Raw genomic sequence first — 1,264 nt, 5'->3', positions numbered from 1 at the left:
CAGTGCCAGAAGGAGACGTCGACGGCGGCCTCGGTGGGGCCGTAGAGGTTGTGGACCTCGGCGGAGGCGGGAAGGAGGGCGTGCGCGCGGCGGACGAGCTCGGCGGGGAGGGCCTCACCACTGCACATGACGCGACGAAGTCCGGAGAGCTTCTCGACACCCGGCTCCTCCAGGAAGGCGCGGAGCATGGAGGGGACGAAGTGGAGCGTGGAGACGCGCTGCTCGGAGATGAGGCTAACGAGGTAGGCGGGGTCCTGGTGACCGCCGGGCTTCGCGAGGACGAGGCGAGCGCCCGTCATGAGGGGCCAGAAGAACTCCCAGACGGAGACATCGAAGGAGAAGGGAGTCTTCTGAAGGACGGTGTCGTCAGGGGACAGGCCGTACTGCTGCTGCATCCACAGCAGGCGATTGACGATGCCCGAGTGGGAGTTGATGGCGCCCTTGGGGCGGCCCGTGGAGCCGGAGGTGAAGATGACGTAGGCGGGGGCGTCGGGCCCGGCGAGGAGAGGCAGCGAGTCTCGGGAGTGGGCGGCGACGTCGTCCCACTGTGAATCGAGGCAGAGCACGCGAGAGTCGTGCTGGGGGAGCACGGACTTCAGGTGCTCGTGAGTGAGGAGCACGGGCGCGTCCGCGTCCTCGAGCATGCCGGCGAGGCGCTCGCGGGGATACGCGGGGTCCAGGGGAACGTAGGCGGCGCCGGACTTGAGGACGGCGAGCAGCGCGACGACGAGGTCGAGCGAGCGCTCCAGGCAGACGCCGACGAGGGAGCCCGGGCGAGCGCCAAGGGAGCGCAGGTGGTGAGCGAGCTGGTTGGAGCGTGAGTCGAGCTGCGCGTATGAAAGAGCAGAGTCCTCGAAGCGCAGGGCCTCCGCGTCGGGGGTGCGGCGAGCCTGGGCTTCGATGAGTGAATGCAGGCACACGTCGCGTGGGAAGTCGTCCTGCTGGCCCTGGAAGTCGGAGAGCAGTTGGAGCTGCTCCTCCTGGGTGAGCAGGGGCAGCTCGGACAGACGGGCGTCGGGGTTGGCGGCCACTGCGCCGAGCAGCGAGTAGAAGTGCCCGCGCATCCGCTGGATGGTCGCGACGTCGAACAGGTCGGTGTTGTATTCGAGCCAGCCGAAGATTTCGTCCGGCCGGTCCTCGCGCAGCTCCAGCAGCAGGTCGAACTTGGCCGAGCCCGGGTCCACCAGCAGATAGGTGGACTGCAACCCCGGCATCGACAGGTCCTGGCGCGGGGTGTTCTGGAAGCTGAACATCACCTGGAACA

Annotated in this window: 1 protein-coding gene; it reads right to left on the bottom strand. The window is 68.1% G+C overall.

Annotated elements, in window-relative coordinates:
* Positions 1-1,264 (bottom strand): non-ribosomal peptide synthetase (locus FJV41_RS49160; protein WP_141649511.1); only part of this gene is annotated, 1,264 nt, incomplete at both ends.

This window comes from Myxococcus llanfairpwllgwyngyllgogerychwyrndrobwllllantysiliogogogochensis (genome assembly GCF_006636215.1).
In the GTDB taxonomy this organism is placed as follows: domain Bacteria; phylum Myxococcota; class Myxococcia; order Myxococcales; family Myxococcaceae; genus Myxococcus; species Myxococcus llanfairpwllgwyngyllgogerychwyrndrobwllllantysiliogogogochensis.
Note: the sequence above shows the minus strand (reverse complement) of the source record. Positions and strands in the feature narration are given on the sequence as shown.